General features: G+C 62.0%; 23 protein-coding genes. 12 read left to right on the top strand and 11 right to left on the bottom strand.

Features of this window, described 5'->3' with window-relative positions; all coding sequences use genetic code 11:
* Positions 1 to 4: 4 nt before the first annotated feature.
* Genes D7S89_RS12920 through D7S89_RS12910 form a run of 3 tightly spaced genes read left to right on the top strand, consistent with a single transcriptional unit; the run spans position 5 to position 3,356 of the window.
* Positions 5 to 640, top strand: a complete 636-nt coding sequence (locus D7S89_RS12920; protein ID WP_147426643.1) for a hypothetical protein — start codon at positions 5 to 7, stop codon at positions 638 to 640.
* Between the two features lie 2 nt (positions 641 to 642).
* Positions 643 to 1,920, top strand: a complete 1,278-nt coding sequence (locus tag D7S89_RS12915) for a polysaccharide pyruvyl transferase family protein (protein ID WP_121278080.1) — start codon at positions 643 to 645, stop codon at positions 1,918 to 1,920.
* Positions 1,917 to 3,356 carry an MFS transporter gene (locus D7S89_RS12910; RefSeq protein ID WP_121278079.1) on the top strand — a complete coding sequence of 480 codons (1,440 nt, stop codon included), beginning with the start codon at positions 1,917 to 1,919 and terminating at the stop codon, positions 3,354 to 3,356. The genes D7S89_RS12915 and D7S89_RS12910 overlap by 4 nt, the downstream gene beginning before the upstream one ends.
* Before the next feature lie 134 nt (positions 3,357 to 3,490).
* On the opposite strand, the gene D7S89_RS12905 is transcribed toward D7S89_RS12910, so the two are convergent.
* Complete coding sequence (locus tag D7S89_RS12905) at positions 3,491 to 4,612, bottom strand: LysR family transcriptional regulator (protein ID WP_245982868.1); 1,122 nt, start codon at positions 4,610 to 4,612, stop codon at positions 3,491 to 3,493.
* A gap of 181 nt (positions 4,613 to 4,793) precedes the next feature.
* Here D7S89_RS12905 and D7S89_RS12900 point away from each other — a divergent pair, with 181 nt between their 5' ends.
* Complete coding sequence (locus tag D7S89_RS12900; RefSeq protein WP_183085182.1) at positions 4,794 to 5,996, top strand: MFS transporter; 1,203 nt, start codon at positions 4,794 to 4,796, stop codon at positions 5,994 to 5,996.
* Positions 5,997 to 6,005: 9 nt separating this feature from the next.
* Here the strand turns inward: D7S89_RS12900 and D7S89_RS12895 are convergent, their stop codons facing one another.
* On the bottom strand, positions 6,006 to 6,785 hold the full coding sequence (locus tag D7S89_RS12895; protein ID WP_121278077.1) for a hypothetical protein: 780 nt from the start codon (positions 6,783 to 6,785) through the stop codon (positions 6,006 to 6,008).
* On the opposite strand from D7S89_RS12895, the gene D7S89_RS27435 reads away from it, so the two are divergent.
* Positions 6,784 to 6,921, top strand: a complete 138-nt coding sequence (locus D7S89_RS27435) for a hypothetical protein (protein ID WP_183085181.1) — start codon at positions 6,784 to 6,786, stop codon at positions 6,919 to 6,921. The genes D7S89_RS12895 and D7S89_RS27435 overlap by 2 nt on opposite strands.
* A gap of 284 nt (positions 6,922 to 7,205) precedes the next feature.
* Here D7S89_RS27435 and pip read toward each other — a convergent pair whose 3' ends face one another.
* Entirely contained in the window at positions 7,206 to 8,138 is a 933-nt protein-coding gene (gene pip / locus D7S89_RS12890; RefSeq protein ID WP_121278076.1) for a prolyl aminopeptidase, read from the bottom strand.
* A 223-nt stretch (positions 8,139 to 8,361) separates the two neighbouring features.
* Here pip and D7S89_RS12885 point away from each other — a divergent pair, with 223 nt between their 5' ends.
* Entirely contained in the window at positions 8,362 to 8,727 is a 366-nt protein-coding gene (locus tag D7S89_RS12885) for a hypothetical protein (protein ID WP_121278320.1), read from the top strand.
* Between the two features lie 95 nt (positions 8,728 to 8,822).
* Here the strand turns inward: D7S89_RS12885 and D7S89_RS12880 are convergent, their stop codons facing one another.
* The 3 genes from D7S89_RS12880 to D7S89_RS12870 form a co-directional block, all read right to left on the bottom strand.
* Positions 8,823 to 9,164, bottom strand: a complete 342-nt coding sequence (locus tag D7S89_RS12880) for a zinc ribbon domain-containing protein YjdM (protein ID WP_121278075.1) — start codon at positions 9,162 to 9,164, stop codon at positions 8,823 to 8,825.
* Between the two features lie 199 nt (positions 9,165 to 9,363).
* A complete protein-coding gene (locus D7S89_RS12875) occupies positions 9,364 to 9,762 on the bottom strand; it encodes a hypothetical protein (RefSeq protein ID WP_121278074.1) in 399 nt (132 codons plus the stop codon).
* A gap of 137 nt (positions 9,763 to 9,899) precedes the next feature.
* Positions 9,900 to 10,901, bottom strand: coding sequence for an LLM class flavin-dependent oxidoreductase (locus D7S89_RS12870; RefSeq protein ID WP_121278073.1), 1,002 nt, complete (start codon positions 10,899 to 10,901; stop codon positions 9,900 to 9,902).
* A 214-nt stretch (positions 10,902 to 11,115) separates the two neighbouring features.
* Here D7S89_RS12870 and bamE point away from each other — a divergent pair, with 214 nt between their 5' ends.
* Entirely contained in the window at positions 11,116 to 11,673 is a 558-nt protein-coding gene (bamE, locus tag D7S89_RS12865) for an outer membrane protein assembly factor BamE domain-containing protein (protein WP_121278072.1), read from the top strand.
* A gap of 119 nt (positions 11,674 to 11,792) precedes the next feature.
* On the opposite strand, the gene trhA is transcribed toward bamE, so the two are convergent.
* Both trhA and D7S89_RS12855 read right to left on the bottom strand, forming a co-directional pair.
* Complete coding sequence (trhA, locus tag D7S89_RS12860) at positions 11,793 to 12,413, bottom strand: PAQR family membrane homeostasis protein TrhA (protein WP_121278071.1); 621 nt, start codon at positions 12,411 to 12,413, stop codon at positions 11,793 to 11,795.
* Between the two features lie 179 nt (positions 12,414 to 12,592).
* Positions 12,593 to 13,147, bottom strand: coding sequence for a hypothetical protein (locus D7S89_RS12855; RefSeq protein ID WP_121278070.1), 555 nt, complete (start codon positions 13,145 to 13,147; stop codon positions 12,593 to 12,595).
* 58 nt (positions 13,148 to 13,205) lie between these two features.
* On the opposite strand from D7S89_RS12855, the gene D7S89_RS12850 reads away from it, so the two are divergent.
* Entirely contained in the window at positions 13,206 to 13,808 is a 603-nt protein-coding gene (locus D7S89_RS12850) for a DJ-1/PfpI family protein (RefSeq protein WP_121278069.1), read from the top strand.
* Here the strand turns inward: D7S89_RS12850 and D7S89_RS12845 are convergent.
* On the bottom strand, positions 13,788 to 14,753 hold the full coding sequence (locus D7S89_RS12845) for a LysR family transcriptional regulator (protein ID WP_342766894.1): 966 nt from the start codon (positions 14,751 to 14,753) through the stop codon (positions 13,788 to 13,790). The genes D7S89_RS12850 and D7S89_RS12845 overlap by 21 nt on opposite strands.
* A 76-nt stretch (positions 14,754 to 14,829) precedes the next feature.
* Here D7S89_RS12845 and D7S89_RS12840 point away from each other — a divergent pair, with 76 nt between their 5' ends.
* Positions 14,830 to 15,399 (top strand): GNAT family N-acetyltransferase, encoded by a 570-nt coding sequence (locus tag D7S89_RS12840; protein WP_121278068.1) that lies wholly within the window; start codon positions 14,830 to 14,832, stop codon positions 15,397 to 15,399.
* 226 nt (positions 15,400 to 15,625) lie between these two features.
* Complete coding sequence (locus D7S89_RS12835) at positions 15,626 to 16,441, top strand: hypothetical protein (protein ID WP_121278067.1); 816 nt, start codon at positions 15,626 to 15,628, stop codon at positions 16,439 to 16,441.
* A gap of 102 nt (positions 16,442 to 16,543) precedes the next feature.
* On the opposite strand, the gene D7S89_RS12830 is transcribed toward D7S89_RS12835, so the two are convergent.
* Positions 16,544 to 17,473 (bottom strand): glycoside hydrolase family 26 protein, encoded by a 930-nt coding sequence (locus D7S89_RS12830; protein ID WP_183085180.1) that lies wholly within the window; start codon positions 17,471 to 17,473, stop codon positions 16,544 to 16,546.
* Between the two features lie 298 nt (positions 17,474 to 17,771).
* Between D7S89_RS12830 and D7S89_RS12825 the strand changes: the two genes are divergently transcribed.
* Positions 17,772 to 18,317, top strand: coding sequence for a DUF1643 domain-containing protein (locus tag D7S89_RS12825; RefSeq protein ID WP_245982866.1), 546 nt, complete (start codon positions 17,772 to 17,774; stop codon positions 18,315 to 18,317).
* On the opposite strand, the gene D7S89_RS12820 is transcribed toward D7S89_RS12825, so the two are convergent.
* Positions 18,312 to 19,205: an arylamine N-acetyltransferase family protein gene (locus D7S89_RS12820; RefSeq protein WP_121278065.1), complete on the bottom strand. Its 894-nt coding sequence runs from the start codon at positions 19,203 to 19,205 to the stop codon at positions 18,312 to 18,314. The genes D7S89_RS12825 and D7S89_RS12820 overlap by 6 nt on opposite strands.
* A gap of 153 nt (positions 19,206 to 19,358) precedes the next feature.
* Here D7S89_RS12820 and plcR point away from each other — a divergent pair, with 153 nt between their 5' ends.
* On the top strand, positions 19,359 to 20,072 hold the full coding sequence (gene plcR / locus D7S89_RS12815; RefSeq protein WP_121278064.1) for a phospholipase C accessory protein PlcR: 714 nt from the start codon (positions 19,359 to 19,361) through the stop codon (positions 20,070 to 20,072).
* Positions 20,073 to 20,100: the final 28 nt, after the last annotated feature.

Here is a 20,100-nt window from a genome sequence, read left to right as displayed (position 1 = left end):
TCAAATGGAAACGTTACTTACTTTCGGTCCAGTTCGTACTCCCGCCGATCTGGAAGATGCCAGGGCCGTGCGCGAACACCTGTATCAAAGCCGCCTGGGGCTAACTTTCCATGAGCGGGAGAAAGAAGATCAACGCGACGCCCAAGGCGCGGTCATGCTGCTGCGCCACGGCGAGCGGTGCGTGGCGACGGTACGTCTGACGCCCGTCGGTGCCCGCCATGTCGAGATGCGCGATCTAGGGCTGCTGCCGACCGAGTTCGAGGGGGCCGACGATTTGCTCGAAGTGTCGCGGTTGGCGGCGGTGCCGAGCGAGCCGAATGTCCGGTCCTACGCCGGCATTCTGCTGCCCGCTGCCGCGAAGTGGGTCCAGCAGCATCTTGCGACGACGCGTTTCATCGCGTACTGCCGGGTCAGCGTCTTGAAGTTGATGGTGGCGATGGGCTCGGAGCCTATCGGCGAACCGTTCCATCTGCAGGAAAGGACCAGCGAACCGTATCGCGTGATCCTCGGCAACATCGCGCGCACCGCGGCGCTGCACGACTCGTCCAACGTGATCTTCACCGGGGCGCAGGGTGGCGAGCCGGCGCGTCTGCTGGACGAGGGCGCATTGGCCATCGACGAACAAGATACCTGGAGCTGACCATGCAGCGACGAAAAGTCTTCATCTATGGCTATCACGGCTTTCGCAACCTCGGAGCCGAGGCGCGCCTGATCTCGATGATTCACAACTTGCGGCAGCGGGCGCCGCACATCGACATCACTGTGTCGACATTCGACAAGAAGCGGCTCGCTTATGTCGGGCGCGACTACAACGTATCGACGGCCTACCTGCATCCTGCCTTCTACAAGGGCAAAGCGACGCGGCTAATCGGCGACACCGACGTGATGATCCTCGCCGAAGGGAACATGCTGACCGATGAGTTCTCTCCGCTCATGATCGAGGTGTTCGCGCATGCGATGGAGGAGGCCGAGCGGCAGCAGAAGTATGTCGTGGGCCTGGCGCTCGATTCGGGGCGCATCAGCCCCGTGCGCAAAGGCAGGATGGTCTCCGCGCTCAACAGCATCGAGCTGCTGACGGTGCGCGCGCCGTCGGCACGCGATGTGTTGCTGCAATTGGGCGTGAAGATTCCGATCCAGGTCACGGCCGACTGTGCGCTGTCGATGCCGTTGCCTAGCGACGTGTTGCGTCGACAGCTCGCCAGTCGTTACGGCATCAAGGATCAGCGTCTCGATGCCGTGGCACCGGTCGACTTTCATATGTGGCCTGCGAAAATCGCGCTGTTCGGCCGTCGCGACGAATATCTGCGCTGGCCGATCAAAGCGACGTGGGGCGATGGCGGCCGGCGGATGAGCGAGACCCTGATCGCCGATTGGGTGCGCTACGTCGATTACCTGCTCGATTTCTCGAAGGACGGCCTCGTTCCGCTGCTCGTGATGGACCCGGCCGACCGGCGCATCGCCGAGCGGATCGCGCAGGCCGTCAAAGACCCGAGGCGCGTGCTGCTGCTGGCCGGCGACGACCTGACGCCGCCGCAGATGTCGGCGTTGATGTCGATGTTCTCGTCGGTCACCACGTCGCGCTACCACGCGCTCGTGCTTCCGCTGCCCTATGCCGTGCCGTTCATCGGCTTGGGGCACGACACGCGCACGAAGTTCATTGCCGAGCACCTGGATATGCCCGAGTGCTTCGTGCCGTATGACAGCGTGGACCGCATCGATCGACTGATCGCGCTGCATCGTCAACTGGCCGGCAACGCCGAGAAGGTCGAGAGCACGCGCGCGCGCATACGGCCCGGCGTGCTGGCGCTGCAACGCGAGGACCAGCGCAACTACGACATCGTGGCGCAGCATGCGTTCGGCTGGCGCTCGAACGTAAGTCAAGGCGAGCGTAGCGTGCCGGCCTACGGGCCCGCGCTATGAAAGTCGCCGCCGATCTCTCGCCGGCCCGGCACGGCGACGACGTCCGCAACCGGTGGTATGCGCTGGTGGTGGTCGTCACGGCCATGTTCATGGCCTTGGTCGACGTGTTCATCGTGAACATCGCGCTACCTTCGATCCAGATCGCCTTCGGTGCGACATCGGAGCAGCTGGAGTGGGCCGTGGCGAGTTACACGCTGTGTTATGCGCTGTTTCTGATCATGGGGGGGCGCGCCGGCGATCACTACGGCCGCAAGAAGGTCTTTCTCGCCGGCATGCTGCTGTTCTCGATCTTTTCGCTGGCGTGCGGTCTCGCGTCGAGCGTGGGCATGCTGATCGCCGCGCGCGCGTTTCAAGGGGTGGGCGCGGCGCTGATGGTGCCGCAGGTGTTCGCCACGATTCAGACCTCGTTCGACGATCGGGAAAAGCCCAAGGCATTGGCCATCTACGGGGCCACTGTCGGGCTCGCGTCGATCCTGGGTCAGGTCCTGGGGGCGCTGCTGATGGGGCATGGCCGAGGCGGTCCCGAGTGGCGCATGCTGTTCCTCATCAACGTCCCGATCGGCATTGCTGCGATCGCGGCCGGGCTCGTCGTGTTGCCGGTTGCGAAGACTAACAGCAAGGTCGGCTTCGACGTGGGTGGGGCGGCGCTGCTGACGATCGCTCTCGTCGCATTGTTCTATCCGATCGCCGGGTTGGCATCGGGGCATGTCGACGTCTGGAAGCTGGCCGTGCCGCTCGCGCTGTTTCCGATCGTTGGCGCGCTGTTCCTGTGGCATGAGCGACGCCGCGTGCGGGCGTTGCGCAATGCGTTGCTGCACCCCAAGTTGCTCACTCAGCGGCGCTTCACGGCGGGGCTCTGGGTCGTCTTTGCATTGCAGGCGGCACTGGCGGGCTTTCTGTTCGTTCTCACGCTGTTCTTTCAGAACGGGCTCGGCATGTCGCCGTCGCGGTTCGGGCTCGTGCTGATTGCGCCGGGGTTGGGCTACGGAATCGCTTCGCTGCTGGCGCCGGCCGCGCTGCGCAAGTTCGGCATACGCCTGATGATCGTGTGCAGCGGCCTGACGGGCGTCGGCTACTTGTGGCTGGCCGTGCTACCGCAGCTGGGCGGTGAGGCCGGGTCGCTGATTCGTGTTTCGATCGCACCGATGTTTCTGATCGGATTCGCGACCGGCATCATCTTTACGCCGACCGTGGGCCGGGCGATCGGAACGCTCGAGCCGCATCTCGTCGGCGCGGCGTCCGGCGTCCTTCCGACCGTCATTCAACTGGCGAACCTGGTCGGGGTCATCGGCATCGGGACGCTGTACTTCCGTATGTCGACGGTGCTGCCTGATGCGAGAGCGACGTACAGCGCGGCTTGCGTGTTGATTGCCGTGCTGTCAGCGGCGTGCACGTTTGGCATCGCGAAGGAGGAGACGGCAGGGAGTCGGCCGTAGCAGGACAGGCGCGGGGCATGTACCCTGCGCCGCCGCGCCAACGGCGTAGTGTTTCCCAGGCATTCGGCAAGAGCGGCTTCCGCAGCAACCTGGCCCGCGGGAGCAGGCGCTCATCGACGACATGACGCAGTTCCTCAAGCGCGCTTCCGGGGCACGGCGATGGCGCCGGAATGGGCCTTTTTAGCGCGGGTTGAGCGAGGGGCTCGGGCGACGTCGCCAGCAGTCTTCGATTTCGCCGCACGCGTGTTCCGGCGCGCGGCGCGCGCGGTCTCGCGATTCTCGTGCATCGCGTGCGCATCGCTGGTCAGCTCGGGCAGCGGGTGCGACTTGATCCAATCGAGCGCGAAATCGATGAAGGCACGTACGCGCGCGGGCATGCGCTGGTGTTGCGGGTAGTAGAGATAGATCTTGCCCGGCTCGCTCCAGTGTTCACGTATGACCGGCTCGAGCAGACCGGCGCGCAAGTAGTCGGCCACCAGGTGGTACGGCAACAAGCCAATGCCGAGGCCCGCGCACATCGCATGCAGCTCCGCTGGGGCATCGTTGAACGCAATCGTGGCCGGCACGTGCTGGTGGACAAGCTCGCCGTCGATCATGAGCTCCCACGGGTCGATCCGGCCTGTGTTCGGATTGCGAAATCCCGTACACGTATGCGTGAGCAGTTCGTCGACGGTGGCGGGTGTTCCGTGCCGCGCGAGATAGGCCGGCGACGCGCAGACGGCGAACGCCAGCGTGCCGATGGGTCGCGCGACGGACAGGCTCGGCGGCTCGCCGCCGATACGGAAACCCACGTCGATCTTCGCGGCGACGAGGTCGGTAAATTGCGCATCGAGCGTCACGTCGAACCGCACGGCGGGATGCGCTTCGCGAAACGCGGCGATCAGCGGAACCAGCACGCAATGGTTGATCGACCGCGTGGCCGTGATGCGGATGACGCCGGCGAGGCCGCGCGTCAGATAGCGGGTCTTGTCCATCGCCTCGTCGAGCAGCCGTAGCCCCTCGTCGGTCAGCTCGAACAGCTTCTCGCCTTCTTCGGTCAGGCTGACGCGCCGCGTCGTGCGGTGAAACAGGCGCACGCCGAGATGCTTCTCGAGCAGCGCGATCGAGCGGCTGACGGCGGGCGGAGTGATGCCCGTTGCCTGCGCCGCGTGCGTGAAGCTTTTGGCGCGCACGACGGCGGCGAAAATCGAAAGGGCTTTGGCGGTATCCATCGAGTCGAATGCGAGTGGCGGCATCAAGCGGCGGTACGAGCGCACGGCTGCCTCGTGCGTGCGATGTTATCGGCTTTCGCGTGTGTGCGTTGCGTATTGCGCGTTGAGCGTTGTGCGTCATTATGAAGCGTCGCGCAAGAATCAATTGAGCATCGCTGTCTTGGTGTCGTACCACGTGCTGCATAGAGTCGCGTTCATCTTCAACCCGATTCATTGGACCTTGAGAATGAACACGTCCCGCACCCTCGACACGCCTACCGTCCATCTGAGCGAACGAGCCGAGAGCTTGGCTTGCGTGGCCTGCGGCGTGGCGATCGGCAGTGCCTACTATGCGCAGCCGTTGCTGATTCACATCGCCCACGCGTTTTCGCTGCCGATTGCCTCAGTCGGTCTCGTGCCGATGGCAAGCCAGATCGGCATCTGGTTCGGCGTCCTGCTGCTGTTGCCGCTCGGCGATCGGCTCGACGGCCGCAAGCTCATCGTGACGCTGCTGCTTGCCAACGCCGTGGGCCTCGTCGCCGTCACGATGGCTCGCAGCAGTACGGCACTGCTCGCCACGAGCTTCTTCGTGGGACTCACGACGGTCACGCCGTACCTGCTGCCGCCGCTCGTATCGCGCTTCATCGATCCGGCCGAACGCGGCAAGATCCTCGGCAGACTGGCGAGCGGCATATTCGCCGGCATTCTGGTCGCGCGTGCGTTGAGCGGCGTATTGGGTGAGCATGTGAGCTGGCAGGCGCCGTTTCGCATCGGCGCGCTGCTGTGTGTCGCCATGGCGATCGCTATCCGCTTCGTCATGCCGCGCATGACGGCGCTCGCGCACAGTTCCTATGCCGGCATGCTCGCATCGCTCGCGACCGTCTGGCGAAGCGAGCCGACGCTGCGCAGCGCGGCGCTGACGCAGGCATTGATGTTCGGCTCGTTCAACGTCTACTGGATCGCGCTGCCGCTGCGCTTGGCGAGTCCTGCGTTCGGGCTCGGCAGCACGGCCGTCGCATGGTTTGCGCTCGTCGGTGCGGCGGGTGTCGTCGTGGCGCCGAGGCTCGGCAAACTCGTCGATCGGCGCGGGGCTCACTTCGGTGTCGCATTCGGCGCGGCATGTGGCGTGTCGGCGTGGCTCGTGACGGCGGTGTCCGGTAGCAGCCTGACCGCGTTGGGGCTGGGAGCCATCCTGCTCGACGTCGGACTCACGATCGCTCACATTTCGAATCAAACACGCATCTTCTCGCTCGGGCAACAAGCGCGCAGTCGCGTCGGCGCCGTTTATATCCTGGGCCTTCTCAGTGGCGCAGCCATTGCTTCGCCGCTGACGACATGGGTCTGGAGCCGCTTCGGTTGGCAAGGCGTGATCGTGCTCGGCGCTTTGCCGCCGGTTGTCGTGGCACTGCGCGCATTCGTGAGCCGCAAGCGCGCGCCCATCCCGGCCTGAGCGATCAGGTCAGAACGCCGGCACCGGATTGCGCCCCTGCGTCAGCGTGTACTTGCCGTTGCTGATGCGATAGATGGCCACCTCGTCGATACTTTGCGCCTGTGTAGCCGAGTCGCCGATCGTCATCGCGCCGCTGAAAGCGATATGCAAGTCGCCGGGCGCATCGGTGCCCGGCACGACGTCGATATTGCCGCCGATGTCGAAGCATTGCGGCGAATCCGCCGCAATGCCGGGGTGGTTCGAAGCGGGTTCGCTGCGCTTGAGCACGGCCTCGCATTCTTCCTTCGCGCCGAGGTTGCTGGCGCTGACGGGCACGGTATCGGCGAGCTTGTCGATGTGGTCGGGCTCGATGCCGAACACCGTGGCCCACGATCCACAGTAGCCTTGCCAGCAACTGCCCGAGGTCACGACCAGGCCGAACGTGGCGGCCGACAGTTTGATGACGTTCGTTTGCCCATAGCTGCCCGAGGCGCCTTGATAGGCGACACCGTCGATACGTTGCTCGAGCGTCCACCCGGCCGGTTCGTGCAGGAAGAAGTAGGCGCCGAGCCATGCCCCCGACGCATGCGAATCGACGCGCTCGCCGTCCTCGGTCACCTCCACGCCTTCGGTGATCAAGGCCGCATGCGTATCGTCGAGCCGGATGACTTCACGCGGTTTGATGTCGAGCCGGCTGCCGACGAGGTCGTTCGAAAGCTTGCCTTGCTGATCGCGATCGGGGACTTCGGCATCGACGATACGCGTGTCGCCTTTCTCCGAGTCTTTCCAGCCAGGAAATATGGCTTGCATGAGCTCGGCGCGTCTGAGCGAAGGTGCAATCGCGGGCGCTTCGTTCGACGACGAAGCTGCCGACGATGTGTTCGTTTCGGCGTGTGCCCGCTGGGCGGATCGGCTCGGCGATGCGTTCGAGCTGGTGCTGCCTTGATGACAAGCCGTGGTCGCGAGCATGGCGGCCATGCACAGCACCGCCACGCGAGGGCGTGTCGTGATCGCGGTTCTCGGAAGCCCATGCGGGCACGGCATGAACGGTCGGGCAGATGTCATTGCTGCTGTTGTTGATGTTGTGGGGCAATGCGCTTGAGCGCGCGGTCTGCAACGGCGCACGAAATGTTATATCAACGTCGTGTTTATTGCCGCGCAACAGCACATACCTCTTTCGCATACTCCACGACTCGCGAATCGACCGACAACGGCCGCTACCAACGATCTCTATTGGGCGAACCTGTCTGTCGCTGAGACCAATGCGCGCAGGATGCCGGGCTCGCTGTACGCGTGGCCCGCGTCGGCCACGATCTCGAGCGTCGCCTTCGGCCAGGCGCGCGACAGGTCCCACGCGGAGCGAGCCGGCGTCGTCACGTCATAGCGGCCTTGGATGATGGCGCCGGGGATGTCGGCGAGGCGATGCGCGTCGCGTAGCAGCTGTCCTTCGTCCATGAACCCTTGGTTCGAGAAGTAGTGATTCTCGATGCGAGCGAGTGCGATGGCGCGCTCGTCTGTGCCGAAGTGGGCTTGCACATCGGGATCGGGGAGCAGTGTGATCGTGCGGCCTTCCCACAGGCTCCATGCCCGGGCAGCCTCGCGTTTGACGGCTTCGTCGGCGCCGGTCAGCCGATGGCGATAGGCCGTGATGAGGTTGGTTCGCTCGGCGGGCGGGATGGGCGCGATGAAGTCTTCCCATCGGTCGGGAAACAGCCACGACGCGCCGTCCTGGTAATACCAATGCAATTCGGCTCGGCGCACCATGAACACGCCGCGCACGACCAGTGCACTTACGCGCTCAGGATGCGTCTCGGCGTAAGAGAGCGCCAGCGTGCTGCCCCACGAGCCGCCGAAGACGAGCCACTTGTCGACGCCGACCATCGTTCGCAACCGCTCCATGTCGGCGACGAGATCCCAGGTCGTGTTGTGCTCGAGGCTCGCGTACGGCAGCGAACGACCGCACCCGCGCTGATCGAACAGCAAGATGTTGTAACGGGCGGGGTCGAATAGCCGGCGATGATCGACGCTGCAGCCGCTGCCGGGGCCGCCGTGCAGAAACACGGCAGGCTTGCCGTCGGGGTTGCCGCACAGCTCCCAATAGACGCGATGACCGTTGCCGACGTCGAGCAGGCCGTGAGCGTAGGGTTCGATGGAGGGGTACATGGCGTTTCGCTTGTGAGGAAGGGGTTGTCGGGCGAATGCAATGAGACCGTGTTGGTGGTCATTATGCGCAATTGCGCGCGTCCAGGTGAGCGAGGCACTACGGGAGCGTTGGATTGCCGAGACAGACCCGATGCACCTCGCATGACGAGCAGTCAACCCGCCACGTTAAGGAACGTTAACGGTGATGAAGCATCCCGCTTCATCTCACCCTGGAGGGATGGTCATGTTCAAAAAATTTGCTGCTGTCGCTATCGCTGGCCTGTTCACCGTTGGTCTCGCCCATGCTCAAGCGTCGGCTGCCACCGCTGCTTCTGCTGCCAAGATGGCGCCCACCGCTGCCGCTGCACAACCGGCTTCGTCGAGCTGCGACGCGAAGGCGATCGGCAAGAACGGCAAGCCGCTTGCTGGCGCGGCCAAGGCATCGTTCATCAAGAAGTGCGAAGCCGATGCGAAGAAGAGCGCGGGTGACATGAAGAGCGCAGGTGCATCGGACTGCGAAGCGAAGGCCGTCGGCTCGAACGGCAAGCCGCTGGTCGGTGCTGCCAAGGTGGCATTCGTGAAGAAGTGCCAGGCCGCGGCGGGTAAGTAAGCGCGACAGGCGGGTGGCGGAGTCGTGGGGAATGAGCTCGAGAGGTCGGGCTCATTCGACGTCGATATTTTTCTGGCGCCCGCCAGGCTGGCGAATCACGCCTTCTTGACGAACTCCGATTTCAAACTCATCGCACCAAAACCATCGATCTTGCAATCGATGTCGTGATCACTGTCCACGAGCCGGATATTCTTTACTTTGGTGCCCATCTTGATGACGCCGCCCGAGCCCTTGAGCTTCAAGTCCTTGATGACCGTGACGGTGTCCCCATCCTGCAGGACGTTGCCGGCTGAATCGCGATAAACCTTGCCGGCTGTTTCGGTCGACGTGGCCGTTTGCGCCGACCATTCATGCGCACATTCCGGGCAGATGTACACGCCCCCATCTTCGTACGTGAACTCGGAATTGCATTTCGGGCAATGGGGCAATGTGCTCATGGGGAATCCTTAGGACCTGACGACGGCAGCGAAAGCGAGAAAGTATAGCGCCGTCGGTACGTTGATCCTGTCGGAGGATGGCGGCGCGTTGACGCTATAAGTCAGTAATCCTAAGAAAAAGCGAGTCCGAAGACTCGCCTTTTAACGACATGCTCAGCGTGGTGACTGACGAGCTGGAGCGTGCCGAAGCGCGCTGATCTTATTGCGTCTTGACCGTGCCATCGGTCTTGGTGTCGGCCTTCGCGGGTGCCGTGGTGGCGTCGTTGCCGGTATCGGTCTTGGCCTTTTCGGCACCCGTGTCCACGCTTTCCTTCTTCTTGCTCATCTTGTGTGCGTGAGTCTTGGCGTGGACGGCAGCCTTCTTTTTAGCGTGAACGTCGGCGCCCGCCTTGTCGGTTGCGGGGCTCGCTTCGTTGGTCGAAGCGTCGGCCTTCGTCGCGCCGCTCTGCATTTCGGTGCTGGCCTTCAAGTCTGCTTGACCGGCCGGAGCAGCGGTGGTGGCGGCGGTTGCCGCAGTCGACGATGCCGGTGCGGCGGTCTGCGCGAAAGCCGTCGAAACGAGCAGAGCGGAAGCGAGAGCAGCGAAAATCGTCTTCATGTGTGACTCCTTTTAAGGCGGCTGAGAAAGTTCAGCGCTGCCTGTTTAACGCGAGCCCGACGACATGAGTTGACCCTGATCTCGTGACAAAACGTAAGCACTGTGAGCAAACAATTTTGCTGAGGCTAAAACGGCTTTCAGCCTGCGGTTGCCGTTGCCATCGCGTTGCGCACCTCTGCGCCGATTTCGAATGAGCGAAGCCGCGCCGCGTGATCGTAGATTTGCGCAGTGAGGATGAGCTCGTCGGCCTGGGTCTGCGCGATGATCGATTCCAGTCCGGCGCGTACCGTCTTGGGGCTGCCGATCGCCGAACAAGCCAGCGAATGCGCGACGCCCGCCAGTTCGAGCTCCGATGCTTCGAGCCGATCGACGGGGGGCGGCAGCTGTCCGGGCGTGCCGCGACGCAGTGCGAGGAACTGCTGCTGTAGTGAAGTGAAGAGCCGTGCGGCCTCGGCGTCGGTATCGGCAGCGAAGAGGTTCACGCCGACCATCGCATAGGGCTTCGCGAGTGCCGCGGACGGACGAAACTGCGAGCGGTACACCTTGAGTGCCGTGAGTAGCTGATCGGGCGCGAAGTGCGACGCGAACGCGAACGGCAAGCCGAGTGCCGCCGCGAGCTGCGCGGAGAACAGCGATGAGCCGAGCAGCCAGATCGGCACATTCAGGCCCGCGCCGGGCACCGCGCGAACGCGTTGACCGGCAACCGGCTCGGCGAAATAACGCTGCAACTCCACTACGTCGTCGGGAAACTGCTCCGCACTGCCACGCAGGTCGCGGCGCAGCGCTGAAGCGGTGGTCTGGTCGGTGCCCGGCGCGCGGCCGAGCCCCAGATCGATACGCCCTGGATACAGAGACGCGAGCGTGCCGAACTGCTCGGCGATCACGAGCGGTGCGTGATTCGGCAGCATGATGCCTCCCGAGCCGACGCGGATCGTTTTCGTGCCGCCCGCAACGTGGCCGATCACGACTGCGGTCGCCGCGCTCGCGATGCCTGGCATGTTGTGATGCTCGGCGAGCCAGAAGCGCAGATAGCCCAAGCGCTCGGCATGTTGAGCGAGATCGAGCGTATGGCGGAAGGCATCGGCCGGCGTCTTGCCGACGGGCACGGGGGAGAGATCGAGTACCGAAAATGGAATCATCGCTGTGGCGTGCCGCGCAGGGCGACCGGGCGGAAACGAAAGGGGGCATTGTGCCAAAGCGTTCGCAATGCTGCTGACGGTGGCAAAGAAGCCCTGCGACGGGCAGGGTCAAGCTTCTTCGTGAGCGCCTGCCGCTCGCCTGAAGTCCGGCATGACGGGTGCGCTATGCTGTTGTCTTGATCGGCAACGCGATGCAGCGATTCTCTTACGCAAGATGGCATCCCTGTTTAGACTGCTTACCGTCGCTTCGTTGGGCGTGACGCTCGCGCTTGCCGGCTGCGACGATCACGAGGGCGAGCGCGCCATGGAAAAACTCAAGGCCTTCTTCAACGCGATCAAGCCTGATGCGCTCCTGCTCAGAGGGCTCACGCCGGGTGTCACCACCGAGGCGCAGATCCGTGAGCAGCTGGGTAAGCCCGAGACCGAGCGCACGTTCGCGGACGGCTCGAAGCGCTTCGAATATCCGCGTGGCCCGCAAGGCCTCAACACCTACATGGTCGACATCAATCCGCAGGGCACGCTCAGTGCTGTCACTCAAGTGCTGACAGCCGAGAACTTCGCGAAGGTCCACATCGGCATGACGCAGGACGAAGTGCGGCGGCTGCTTGGCAAACCGGGCGAGGTCGCCGTTTATCGGCTGAAGCCGGAGACCGTATGGAGCTGGAAGTGGCAGGAGGGCGGGCCGACGGGCGAGGCATTCTTCAACGTGCATTTCGATGCGTCGGGTGTCGTCTATACGACTTCGCGTTCGGACGTGCTGCGTGGGCACTAGTCTAGAACGCTTGGACACCCTGGACGCAGTCCTAGCCGACAAGGGTTTTGGCCGTCAGGGGGCATGGCCGAAGCATCACACACCGTGATCACCCCATCGCGCGAATCCGCCGCCGCACATCAAGCCACGTATCGCGCCACGCTCACGAACTGGCATAAGCTGCCGCCCAGCACAAACAGATGCCAGATACCGTGTCCGTGGCGGATACGCTCGTCGTTGATGAAGAAGTAGATGCCGGCGCTGTAAATTACCCCGCCCACGAGGAGCCAAGCCGTTCCCGCCGCCGGCAGCGCATGAATCAACGGGCGAATCGCAACGAGCGCGAGCCAGCCCATCACGACGTAGAGCGCCATCGAAATGCTGCGGGTACGTCGCCCGAGCGTGAGCTCCTGCGCGATGCCGAGTGCCGCGAGCCCCCAGCTTACGCCGAACAGCGACCACCCCCACGGCCCGCGCAGCGTGACAAGCGTGAACGGGGTGTAGCTGCCTGCAATCAGCAAATAGATCGCCGAATGATCGCATTTCTGAAGGACAGCCTTCAGTCGCGGGCTGCGCACGCTATGGTAAAGCGTCGAGATCCCGTAGAGCGCGCAAAGCATCGCGCCGTACACGCTGAAGCTCACCACCTTGTATGCATCGCCGTCGAGGGCGCCCATCGTTACGAGCGCGGAAAGTCCCACCGCCGACAACACCGCGCCAACAAGGTGGGTAATGCTATTGAAACGCTCACCGACATGCATGACACGATTCTCCCGCCGTGCGGCCTGGTCAAGAAAAATAGCTTAAATGATACCGATCCCGCGAAGAAAGCGGACGTTGCACGCGCATTTCATTTCTACAGCAGATCGACTGGCCGTTATCGCGATCGCGCAGCTGCACGAGGCACCGCAAAGCGGTGCCCCGGACGGTATCGTGCTTCTCAGGACGTCAGCAGAGTGATGCGCAGGCCAGGGATGGCTGTGCAGAGGGTGTCGACGAGGTTCGCGATCACGACACGATCGATCGGCGCCGCTGTTTCGAATACCTGGGTCGTCCCGGTCTTATCGGTAGCACCCAGCATCGTCGCTGGGCCAACGGGCGTGGCGTAACGGTAGCTTTGTGACCACACTTCGCCTTCTCGCTGGCTGATGAACTGCAAGGAAGGGCAAGAAAGGTTGGCGAGCATCGGACCTAGTGAACCGAGCTCTCCCCAGATCTGCGCGCAAAGGATCGACTCGATTTCCGGCGTCGCGGGGCGACACGGATAGATGCTGGTTAGCGCACGCTGCGCGTGTGGAAGTGTATCGCCTCGATCCGGTATCAGATTCATGCCCCGACCCGTATCGGAGATCTTGCCTCCGGTTTCATTCAGCTCGACGGTGATGGCTAAGCTTGGCGTGTAGCTGTATTCGACGACGCTGAGGGCGAGGAGCTCAGCGCAAACCTGATTCGGCGTCAGCAACTGAGTTTTTCGGCGTATGGAGTTGGAATCCATAATAAGCTGTTATCTCCTTGTGATTTCCGTCGTGACTACCTGCTAATTTTACCGCGTCATGCATATCGCTATCCTTACGTTCGACGGTTTCAACGAACTCGACTCCCTCATCGCCTTGGGCGTTCTCAACCGGATCAACAAGCCTGATTGGCGGGTGACCTTGTGCTGCCCGCAACAAGCAGTCACTTCGATGAACGGCGTCACCGTCCGTGCCCAGTCGATACTGGAGGACGCACGTACAGCCGACGCAGTCATTGTCGGCAGCGGGGTTCAGACCCGCCAGATCGTCGCCGACGCTGGGCTGATGGCTCGCCTGACACTCGATCCGTCCCGTCAGCTGATCGCCGCACAGTGCTCCGGCACGTTGGTTTTGGCCAAGCTGGGGCTGCTCGGCAGCGTCCCGGCATGCACAGACCTGACGACGAAGCCGTGGGTACAGGAAGCGGGCGTGGAAGTTCTGAACCAGCCGCTTTATGCACACGGCAATGTCGCGACTGCGGGCGGCTGCCTGGCTTCGCCGTACATTGCGGCCTGGATCATCGCGCGGACGGAAGGCATCGAAGCCGCGGCCTCGGCGCTGCATTACGTCGCGCCTGTCGGCGAGAAAGAGGCGTACGTGGAGAACGCGCTGAAGCACATCTCACCGTATTTGCCGGGTTGAATTGGACAAATCCCTGAAACATTGGAGTACGTCCGAGAGCCCGGCGTATAGGCGTTTGTCACGTCTGACAACCGATGCCAGTCGACGGTGGAGCCGGGGAGACAGCGAGCGGATCACGACCTCGCCGGCCGAAGGTAGGTTGCCGGTGGCAAGCGCCGGAAGAATCGCACAGCCGAGCCCGGCGCTCACCATTGCCTTGATTGCCTCCACGCTTCCCATCGACATGATCGGCGTGATTTTCGTGCCGCTTCGCGCAAACCACTCATCGGTAATTCTGCGGGTGTTGCCGCCCTGTTCGTAGAGAATGGCAGGCCGGGTCGCGAGCGCGGCGGCCGTGATGCGGGCGGGTAGCGTCATATCGGCCGGCGCGATGAGCACGAATTCATCGTTCATCACGGGTGTGACGTCCAAGCTGCGGCCCGATACCGGCATCGTGACGAGCCCGACGTCGAGGACGTTTTCTTCGACCGCCTTCGTGATGTCCGCGGTGTTGCCGGTCGTTACCGTGATCTCGAGGTTGGGATACCGTCGACGCACGGTTGCCACGATGCGTGGGAGCAAAAAAATGCAGGCGGTAGCGCCGGTGCCGATGCGAACGCGTCCTGTGCCTTCTGCCACATGCTGGGAAACGTCAGCGATCGCTGACCTGACTGCAGCGTCGATCCCCGTAGCGTGTCCTAGCAACGCCTCGCCGGCTACGGTCGCCTTGGCCACTCGGCCGACGCGCTCGATTAGCGTCGTTCCAAGGCTCCTTTCCAGTTGCCGAATTTGAAGGCTTACCGCCGGCTGGCTGAGTTGGAGCTCATCGGCGGCAGCGGAAAAGCTACCGAGCCTGACGACGGCGACGAAGGTGTTCAGATAGTCGAGATTCAGGTTCTTCATTTCATCAAAGAAATGCTTATCGATCGCATAAGCTGTCAACGCTTCTTTTATGCGAGAGGTCACGGCATTATCCCTGCTGGGCACCGCGGAGCGAGAGCATGCTGCGGCGAATGTCGGGTTCGGCGTTTAGGGACGATAAATGGAATCAACGGTTGACAGCAAGATCTGGGTGCGCGATGCCGAAACGGCCGACATAACAGCCGTTCAGGGCATCTACGCGCACTACGTGCTGAACGGAATCGCCTCGTTCGAAGAAACGCCGCCTTCTCGTGACGATATGGCGGGGCGTCGGGATGCCGTGTTGACGGCGGGGCTGCCTTATCTAGTGGCGGAGGTAGAGGGCAAGGTGGTTGGCTACGCGTACGCGACACCTTATCGGCCTCGTTCGGCGTATCGCTTCACGATCGAGGATTCCGTCTATGTTGAAAACGGCTTGGGCCGGCGAGGGATCGGTCGGGCTCTTTTGAGCGAACTGACTCTCCGATGCGAACAGGGACCATGGCGACAAATGCTTGCCGTCGTAGGCGATAGCGGCAACGCGGGATCGATTGCGCTTCACGAGAGCCTGGGCTTCCGGAAGATCGGGGTCTTGGCTGCAGTCGGATTCAAACGGGGTCAGTGGGTGGACACGGTGCTCATGCAGCGGCCGCTCGGTAGCGGCGCAACAAACCCGCCATTGCCTGCGGGGACGCGTGACGACAGGGCGTGATTCCCTGCGACACCGGGGACGCTATTGATCCACGCGTCGTCATCCTACGAGGATGCGTGCCGCCACCGGCGTACTCGGCGCGCTACCGCTCTTGACACGATTTTCCGTAAATACCCCGGGCCACCTATCGCATTGAATTTACGGAAAATACTCGCTCGTTCAATGAGGGTGTCGACCATGATATCGCGTGCTTTCATCCGTATCGTCTCGACAGGAGAACTACCCTATGAACAACGCGATCCAAGGTGGGGCACTGCCCCTGCAATCCCCGCTCATCGATGCCGAAAACAATGCATTGAAGCAATCGCTGCAGCGCTATGACGCGGCGGCCACCGCCAATCCGCAGCCACCGACGGGTAGCGCCGCAGTGAAGGCACAGGGGGCTTATGAACAGGCGCACCGGGACTTGACCAATTCCGTGACGAGAGACGTACTCAAGTACTACCAGGCCGAAACCGGCAACGCGGGCGCGACTGTCACGGACATGGAGGCCGATCAGCACGGATTCGACGAAGCGAAGGCGACCGTGCTCAACCAGTACTCGGGTAACGACGCAGCGAACGTCAAGGCCTCCGAAAATGCCATCCAATTGCAGGCGGACGTCGATCATGCCGAAGCGGGTGCTTCGTCCCAAGGGCGCGGGGCCGCTGCGCTCGCAGGGCTCAATCAGATCCTGACGGACTTCAAGGGGCAAGACGCGAATACCATCGCGTTCGAGAATGCTGGGCCGACGGTGCACGAGGTGCTCGAGCACTTGCAGCCGACGCTGAAGTCGGACGGACCGGACGGGCTGGATGCGACGCAGCGCGGTGTCGCCGATCAAGACTTGCGTGAATTGCTCAATCCGGCGAATCATTACGTGCCCGTCGACTCGACGTCGTCGAGCCCGGAGGCAATCGAAGTGGACAAGCAAGCCAGTTGGCCTGCCGAGACTGACATGAACAAGGTCGATCCGCAGTACTTCCATGGCGCCTACACTGGCGCGACGGCATCGGGCGAGGAAGTGACTGTCGTGAGCTCGACGGCAGTACGGCATAAGTAACTGGGCGCTGACCGCGTTGTTGAAAAAGGGGAGTGCCCAAAGTCGCTCCCCTTGAACCAAACCATCGGTGTTCTCAACCGCTACCGCGGGTCACGTCGAACCTCATTGAGCGCCGACGACAGTAGTCAAATACTTGGACTTGTCGCTGCTCAGTGCTTGATACGTTGCCGCCCCGACGGGGTGGTCGGCCAGCGTGAAGTCTTTCCCCTGCGTGATGAAATCGAAATAGACCAACGCTTGAACCGCCGGGTTTGCCGTCGCCCAGTTGAATACCAGATTGAACGGGTCAGCGGTGTCGGGATGCGGCGTATTGGGCGCCCACTCGGCGAGCATCATCGGCTTCCCGTGTGCCAACGCGAAGTTGGCCATTTGATTCATGCCATCGGTCTCGGTGAGCAAATTGTTCGGATTAGGGTCGCTTTGAGGATAGGAATCCAGTCCGACCCAATCTACGACATCGTCGCCCGGATACCATGAACTGGTTCTTACCCGCGCACCGGTCTTGGTGAAGTGGTCGCCGACGTTGGGGCACCATACGAAGGCGACGTTCGTCGCACCTTCCTCGTTGAAGATGGCTACGACATGTCTCCACGAAGCGACGTACTCAGCCGGTTGGACCGGGTCCATGTTCCAATTGGGATACCAAAAGGCATTCATTTCCCAGTCCAGACGAACGAAAACCGGCTTGCCAAATGCTTTAGCCGCGTCCGCCTGAGTGCGTATGTAACCGTCATGGCTGCCATCGGTGACCTGGCCCCCTACGAACGGCAAATTCCAGGTCACCATGGGCGTGAGGCCAGGACGGAGCGCCGTTTGATCTAAGATAGGTTGGAAAGGGCCGTCCGGTGTCGTCCAGCGCCCGTAGATTGCCGGGCCGGTGGGCAGTCCGGCGTTCTGGTCGAATTTGTCCAGCCGATCCCAGTCAGTCGATACGCCGAGATAGATATCGCCACTAGGTGGAGAAAATTTTCCCGAGATAACGGGACCTGCGTTCGCCGCTGTAGTCAGCAAGACACCGATTGCGATCGACACTATAGAGGACCACGTATGTCGCGTTCTAAACATGACTGCTCTCCAATGGGTGTACTAGTGAAAGGAATATTTCTCGTAGCGAATGCTGTATAAAAATAGATCACTCTGTTAGGAGACCTATTTGCTTGCCAAATGGCAGAGGCAGGCCGAATTTAGCATGCGCGTACATTCGCTTGCAGTGAGGTTGACATTCAATTTGTGTGGGATCGGCAATTGAGTAGGTTTGAGCGGAGAATTACGAAAATGACGCGCTTTTCCTACGAATTTGCGACGAATTTAATTCGTGAAGGACGCAGTCATGGAATACTTGACTGACAGCACCAATGCATCGATGCAAGGTGGGGCCGAGTTCAGCGATTGCGGCTCGTATCGATACCTGCTGTGGCGCGAGTGGGATCGCGCACATCCAACGGTTGCATTTCTGATGCTCAATCCGTCGACTGCCGATCATCGCGTGACGGACCCGACGATCGCGCGCTGCCTCGCCTGGGCTGTCAAAGAAGCCTTCGGGCGGCTCGAGGTCGTCAATCTGTATCCGCTACGCGCAACTAATCCAAACAAGTTGCTTCAGCATCCCGACCCGCTCGGCGAGCGCGCTCTGGCAGATGCCGCAATTGTGAAGGCGATCGAGCGCGCGTCGACAGTGATCTGCGCCTGGGGCTCGCATCGCGCTGCGCGCGAGCGCGCGATCGAGGTCATGCGGCTATTGTCCGCTGCCGGTGCGCAACACAAGCTATTCCATCTTGGGCTCAACCACGACGGCAGCCCGAAGCACCCGCTTTATCTGGCCGCGAGTGTGCGGCCAGGGCATTTTGAGCTCCGCGCTTGCGGAGAAGGATCATAGGCGAATCGCGAAATGCTGCATCAACGCGTGCTGTCGTTCCTCGGGCGTCCGAAGCTCGGTCACTTGCCGGGATTCGCCAGTGGTTTCGATCAACTGTGTCCCGCTGATCGTGATCCGGCCTGAAGGCGTGACGCGCGAGCAGATTTCCTTTTTGGTGAAATGCGAACGTTCGGATGTTTGATGGTAGATGCACATCTCGTTGAACTCCGCGAGCTGACGCGGGGTGGTCGAAAATCTGTACAAAGGTTGCATTGAATGGGGCTCTGCCGCAGTCCTCTTCATCAATGTAAGCCCGTTCGTATCGGCGCAGATTTGATAGACTCCGCGGCCACTCGCTTGCTCACCCCGCTCGCTGAGTCGCAACGGCATAGTGGAGGAATCGCCGAATCCGACATCGACAAGATATTGCTCGTTGCCGACGGCGACCAACAACGCCAGGTGATCGAACGGAGGGCCGATCGTCCCGTCGTCTTGAAATACCTGTGCGGCGATAAGGGTCACCTGAAAGCCGAGTTGCGTCAGCAGGCTGGCAAACAAACTATTGAGCTCGTAACAGAACCCGCCGCGCCGTCGCTCGACGATTTTGTCGAACAGCTGCGCCTCGTCGAGGACGATCTTCCGCCCGAGATGAACGTCCAGGTTTTCGAAGGGAACGGACAGCATATGGGCATATTGCAGGGCCGATAGACCTGACTTGTTCGGCTCAGGTGTCGAATGAAAATTAATCCGGGCAAGGTACGCTTCGATGTTCATCCTGGTGCTCACTTTTTCGTTCCAACGCTTCTGATCAGCAATTGTACAAACGCCTCGCCTGCCGCCGTGCGATAACCCTCTTTGCATAGCGGGAGCGCGGCCGTGCGCGCCGACATCGTGAATCGCATCGGCCACTGGCGATCCATGCAAAATGGGTAATCACGTCCGATTCACTGGGTATTAGTGGACTAAATCTAGTGGTGCCTTTGACGATGAGGGTGTTTCGTCCTAAAACCTAGTCGCGGATAAGCAGCGTAAAAAGCCACGACGACCCAACAGGGAGGCGGCGTGAAGCAATCGAAAACGCTTTGGAGACGCGCGTTGCTAGTGGCGGCCATCGGTGCCGCTATCGCAGTCTGGCGATATGAGACGCCATCGCAGGCGGTTGCCACTCGGCCCATACGATCCGATACGACGGCGAGTGTGCAGGGCGGGCTGCCCGTCGGTGCGTCCGCGGATGCGCTTGTCAAAGCCGGTCCCGCAGAGCGCGCGCTGGATCTGAACGCATTGCGCAAGAGTTTGGCGGGTCGCAAGGACGCGGAAGCGGAAGTACGGCGCATCGTCGAGTTCGCGCGTTTCCGCGATCAGGTCGAAGCCTACGGCAACGGCAGGAGCAGCATGCCGGAGGCGGAGAGGGCCCGGTTAGCGCGCGCGATTCTTGCCGAACTGCCTGAGCATGTCGCAAGCCACGAGATCGTGCCGGTGCAAGCGGAAGCACTCAGCGTAGCGCTGCTGACAGACGCGGAAAGCGATCCGACCACACGCAGCGCAGCCATTCAGGCGGCGCAGCAGCAGTGGGATGCCTATGCCCGTCAGACCGTGGGGCCATCGCCTGCACAGGATCCGCGCTATTTGACCTACACGCAGCAGAGCCGCGACATCATCCAGCAGGTTCAGGCTAGTGTCCCCGATCCCGCCCAGCAACAGCTCATCATCACGCAGCGTCTACAGGCACTGCGCGTGCAACTGTTCGACAGCACTTCTTCACCCAATACGCATTGACCTTCCCGTGTGCGCCTCGTCGCGCCTG

The organism is Trinickia fusca (assembly GCF_003628145.1).
Lineage (GTDB): Bacteria > Pseudomonadota > Gammaproteobacteria > Burkholderiales > Burkholderiaceae > Trinickia > Trinickia fusca.
This window is presented reverse-complemented; position numbering and strand designations above follow the sequence as displayed.